General features: G+C 71.0%; 5 protein-coding genes. 1 reads left to right on the forward strand and 4 read right to left on the reverse strand.

Annotated elements, in window-relative coordinates; genetic code table 11:
* Positions 1-240: 240 nt before the first annotated feature.
* The 4 genes from ETD85_RS60250 to ETD85_RS60265 all read right to left on the reverse strand — a co-directional run bounded on the left by ETD85_RS60250 (position 241) and on the right by ETD85_RS60265 (position 3623).
* Positions 241-552 carry a WhiB family transcriptional regulator gene (locus ETD85_RS60250; protein WP_080036407.1) on the reverse strand — a complete coding sequence of 104 codons (312 nt, stop codon included), beginning with the start codon at positions 550-552 and terminating at the stop codon, positions 241-243.
* Between the two features lie 101 nt (positions 553-653).
* On the reverse strand, positions 654-1499 hold the full coding sequence (locus ETD85_RS60255) for a sucrase ferredoxin (RefSeq protein ID WP_240780141.1): 846 nt from the start codon (positions 1497-1499) through the stop codon (positions 654-656).
* A 125-nt stretch (positions 1500-1624) separates the two neighbouring features.
* Complete coding sequence (locus ETD85_RS60260) at positions 1625-3121, reverse strand: glycerol-3-phosphate dehydrogenase/oxidase (RefSeq protein ID WP_138698760.1); 1497 nt, start codon at positions 3119-3121, stop codon at positions 1625-1627.
* The gene (locus ETD85_RS60265) at positions 3114-3623 is read right to left on the reverse strand and encodes a TetR/AcrR family transcriptional regulator (protein WP_138698761.1); all 510 of its coding nucleotides are present in this window, start codon (positions 3621-3623) and stop codon (positions 3114-3116) included. Before ETD85_RS60265 ends, ETD85_RS60260 begins: the two co-directional genes overlap by 8 nt.
* 49 nt (positions 3624-3672) lie before the next feature.
* Here ETD85_RS60265 and ETD85_RS60270 point away from each other — a divergent pair.
* The coding region (locus tag ETD85_RS60270; protein WP_138698762.1) for an FAD-binding oxidoreductase at positions 3673-4766 on the forward strand (1094 nt) is incomplete at its 3' end.

The raw sequence follows: 4766 nt of genomic DNA on the forward strand, positions 1-4766 counted from the left end.
GGCCTCGGCGGAGGGGCCGGGCGGACCAGGCGCGAGGCCGGGCGGGTCGGGTGTGAGGGCAGGACGACAGAGACCACCCGGCCCGGTGACGGGCGGGTGGTCCTGTGGTCGTGCGGAGTGAGGCGCTTGATCAGGCAGTTGCGCCGACCGGGTTCGCCAGAGCCTGGACATGGAGGGCCAGGCTCCGGTTCATCGGGACAACTGCGTGATCACGCGATGATCGTGACGCTGCCGGGTGTGTCAGGCCGCGGAGATGCCGGCGCTGGCCGCGCGGCGCATGCGACGGCGACGCTCGGAAGCGCGCTCGTCCTCGTTGAGACCGCCCCACGTGCCGTACTTCTCGGGCCGGGACAGCGCGTAGTCAAGGCACTCGTTGCGGACAGGGCACTGGGCGCAGATCGCCTTGGCCTTCCGCTCACGTACGTCACGCTCGGGCTGCCGCTCCCCATCGGGGCCGAAGAAGAGCACGAGGTCCTCACCCCGGCACGCGGCATCATCCTGCCAACCCCAGCTGGGGCGCGGGCGGGCGAGCTGCCGACGTACCTGAGACATGAGAAAACCACCTTCGTGAGAGGTATTTCGGTAATTGAGCCGCATTGGACGCTTTTGGCGTCACTGTTCCAACGCAGGGTCGGGCCGTGATGTTCCCATGTTCAGGTGAGGGCGGGCGTGGCGTACCGCACAGGCGTGAGCCTGTCCAGCGAAACCAGCCGGTAGGTGGTGATCGTCTCGGCGCAAGCCGTACCACACGGCGCTGTGAACGCCGATGGCTCAACCACAACCTGGAACCGGACGTCTCCGCAGCACACGATGGCTGCGGTGACGTCACCGTCCGACCTGGAGGATTCCACGGCCACTGCGCCGACAGAACACTCTCCCGTATGGGCTCGGGCGAAGTGCTCGACGGCCTGCAATGGCTCAGGGATGCCTGCGCGTCCCCGGTAGCGGTCGAGAATGACCTCGCCCGACCGGTACGCGTTAGCCGCTGCCAGTGCAGCAGCCTGAGACATGCTGCCGTAGAAAATTCCGTGTGGCAAGCACACGAGGTTGGCGGCGTAACGATCGCCGCCAACGTGTGACGTTTCCCACACTCTGTCCGGCAGCGATTCTGCCAGGAATCGAGCGAGGGGTAGTCCAATGCGGGCGCAGCACACATTGCGCTTGGCGTGCGTGCAGACCAGAAATACCGGCTCGTCTTCAAGTATGCAGGACTCCGGGACCACTCCGGCCACCAGCGCGTCCAGGTCAAGATCGTCAGGACCTGCGATGACGCCTTGTGCCAGCCAGGGGCGATCGCCCGCCGCGTACCCCACTAGCACACGGATCCCCTGCTCCTCCGGGCGGGTCCGCTTTCCGGGCCGGCGGATGAGCTGGGGCCGGATACCGCGTTCGAGCGCCCGCTGCACGAGCCTTGAGATTTTTTCAGGAAGTTCCAAGTTTTCCAGGCGGGAGGGCCAGGCTCCGGTGTATTCGATGAGCAGCCACAGCCTGGCTCCCACAGTGGCACTGGCCAAAGTGGGTACCAGTCCGGTGTGGCATCCGCTGGGATGCTCGCAGCCCGTCGCCAACGCCTGTTCCCCTCCCCGTTCGACTTAGGTAAGCCTAATCTAACGGGTTGGCGCATTTACGTGGGGATGCTTTCCGCCAAAACGGCGCGTGTCGCACTCAGCGCCCGGTCCCGGTCCTGCTTGACCAGCCCGATCCTCGTCCTCCGGTCCAGCAGGTCGCCCTCGTCGAGCGCGCCCTCGTGCCTGACGGACCAGAGCAGCTCGCCCTTGGTGATGCCGAGCCCGGCCTCCTCCGGGTACGCCTTGACGAGCTCGTGCACCGACTCGGCCTCGCTCCCGTACCGCTCGGCCAGGCGTGGCGGCACCCCGGACGGCTGCGGGCCGGCTCCGACGAGCGGGGTCCGCCGGGTACGGCTCCGCCCCGCTCGGAGTTTCCCGGACGAGACCGCTCGATCCACCGCGTCTTCGGCCATCCGCCGATATGTCGTCAGCTTGCCGCCCACTACGGTGACGAGGGCGCCGTCCGACAGCACCGCGTGCCTCCTGGACAGGTCGGCCGTGCGCCCGTCTGCCCCCAGAAGGGGTCTGAGGCCCGCGTACGCGCCCGCAACCGCCTCTCTGGTCACCGGAGCCTCAAGAACCCCGTTCAGCACCTCCAGAAGCGTTCTGACGTCCTCCTCGGGTGCCTCGGGAACATCCGGCACCGGCCCGTCCACCGGCTCGTCCGTGAGCCCGACGTAGATCCGGCCGTCGCGCTGGGGGAGTACGAGCGCGAATCGGTTGGTCTCTCCAGGAATGGGGAGATGCATGCCCGCGATCAGCCCTGGCAGCGTCCCGGGGGCGAGCACGAGATGCGTGCCGCGCGACGGTCGCAGCTTCACCTGCGGGTCCAGCGTCCCGGCCCACACCCCCGTCGCGTTGATCACCGCGCCGGCGCGGATGGTGAACTCCTCGCCCGTCAGCTCGTCGCGCACCTGGGCGCCCCGGTCGGTGAGCCGCAGGGCGCGGCAGCGGGTCAGCACGCGGGCTCCGTGCGCGGCGGCGGTCCTGGCGATCGCCACCACGAGCCGGGCGTCGTCGAGCAGGCGGCCGTCCCACGACAGCAGCGCGCCGCGCAGGCCGTCCTGGCTCAGGATCGGCGCCAGCGTGTGGGCGCGGGAGGCGTTCAGCTGGGTGGGTCCCGGCAGCAGCCGGCGCGGCGTCCTGGCGGCGGCGCGCAGCCCGTCGCCGAGCCGGTAGCCGGACATCACCAGCGCCGCCTGCCGCCTGGAGACCTCCTTGGTCAGCGGCAGCACGTACGGGTGTGCCTTGACCAGGTGCGGCGCTGTCGTGCGCAGCAGGATCCCGCGCTCGACGGCGCTCTCGTAGGCGACGTCGACCTGCCCCTTGGCCAGGTAGCGCAGCCCGCCGTGCACTAACTTGGAGCTCCACCTGGAGGTCCCGAACGCCAGGTCGTGGGCGTCGATCGCCGCTACGCTCAGACCCCGGGTCGCGGCGTCGAGCGCGGCTCCCGCACCCGTCGCCCCGAGCCCCACCACCAGCACGTCCACGCGTTCCTCGGCGATCTCGCGCAACTCGCGGGAGCGTCTGCGGGCGTTCAGCGAGCTATCCAAGATAGGCCTCCAGCAGGACGGCGAGCTCGGCGTCGAGCTCTTCCAGTGTCACGGGGTCGAGCATGGTGGGCGCGGAGAGCAGGAACGACTGGGCCACCAGCAGCACCGCCCGTGCCTTGCGCGGGTCGCCGACCGCCTGTTCGAGCAGGGCCAGCACGGCCTCGTGACTGGCGCCACGCCGGTCGAGCAGGTACGGCATGAGCAACTCGGGATCCGCCTCCACGATCTTCCGCCACAGCGGGTGCGCGCGCAGCCCCCGCACGCCCGCCACGACCGCGCGCACCGGGTCCGACATGTCCAGCCCCTCGACCACGCGTATCCATTCCCTGGTCATCAGATCCGCGACCAGGGTGCGTACGTCCGGCCAGCGGCGGTAGAGCGTCATCCGCGACACCCCGGCCCTGCGCGCCACGTCCGTGAGCGTCGTCCTGCGCACCCCGTAGGCCAGCACGCAGTCGCGGGCCGCGTCCAGCACGCCCTCATTGTGACGAATCGACGTCATGTGTCACAGTGTAACCGTGCCTAGAGACATGAGCGTGCCCAGAGAGCCGATGTCGTGGTCGGGGTGGGGCGACCCGGCCAAGGCCCGCGAGCTGCCCGAGGAGATCCGCAAGCTGCTGCACGACCTCCTCGGCGTGCGCGCACCGGCCGCCCCCGCCGCCTCCTTGGAGTCGGTACGCCTCCCGCCGGTCGCACTGCCGCCCCCGCTGCTCGCCGCGCTGGCCGAGATCGCGGGCCCCGCGCACGTGCTGACCTCGCACGAGGCACGCGTACGTCACACTCGTGGCAAATCCACCCCGGACCTGCTGCGGATGCGCGCGGGAGACGGCTCCGACGCGCCCGACGCCGTCGTGCTGCCCGGCTCGCACGAGGAGGTCGAGGCGCTGCTGCGGCTGTGCTCGGACGAGCGGGTCGCGGTCGTGCCGTTCGGCGGCGGCACCTCGGTGGTGGGCGGGCTCGCGGCGGCCCGCGAGGGCTTCGCCGGGGTGATCGCGCTCGACCTCGGGCGGCTCGACCGGCTGCGGTCCGTGGACGCCGAGTCGATGGTGGCCGACTTCGAGCCGGGGCTACGGGCTCCCGAGGCCGAGCGGCTGCTCGCCGGGCACGGGCTGACGCTCGGGCACTTCCCACAGTCCTACGAGTACGCCACGCTCGGGGGCTTCGCCGCGGCCCGCTCCAGCGGCCAGGCCTCCGCGGGCTACGGCCGCTTCGACGACATGGTCGTGGGCCTCACCCTGGCCACCCCGTCGGGCACCCTGGAGCTGGGCCGCGCGCCCAAGTCGGCGGCCGGGCCGGATCTGCGCCAGCTCGTGCTCGGCTCCGAGGGCGCCTTCGGCGTCATCACCTCGCTGCGGCTGCGCGTGCGACGGATCCCCGCGGAGCGGCGCTACGAGGGCTGGCGGTTCGCGTCGTTCGCGGCGGGGTCGGCGGCCGTCCGCGCGCTCGCCCAGGAGGGGCCGCTTCCCGTGGTGCTGCGGCTGTCCGACGAGACGGAGACCATGATCGGCCTGGCCCGGCCGGACACGATCGGCTCGGGCGGCTCCAGTGGTTCCGGCAGGTCCGGCAGGTCCGGCGGGTCCGGCGGTTCCGGCGGGTCCGGTGGGTCCGGCGGTTCCGGGTGCCTGCTGATCGCGGGGTACGAGGG

The organism is Nonomuraea zeae, assembly GCF_005889725.1.
In the GTDB taxonomy this organism is placed as follows: domain Bacteria; phylum Actinomycetota; class Actinomycetes; order Streptosporangiales; family Streptosporangiaceae; genus Nonomuraea; species Nonomuraea zeae.

Bases quoted from the DNA above. Each gene is read 5' to 3' on its own strand.
- ETD85_RS60250 (WP_080036407.1), bottom strand. From the start codon at position 552: ATGTCTCAGGTACGTCGGCAGCTCGCCCGCCCGCGCCCCAGCTGGGGT.
- ETD85_RS60265 (WP_138698761.1), bottom strand. From the start codon at position 3,623: ATGACGTCGATTCGTCACAATGAGGGCGTGCTGGACGCGGCCCGCGAC.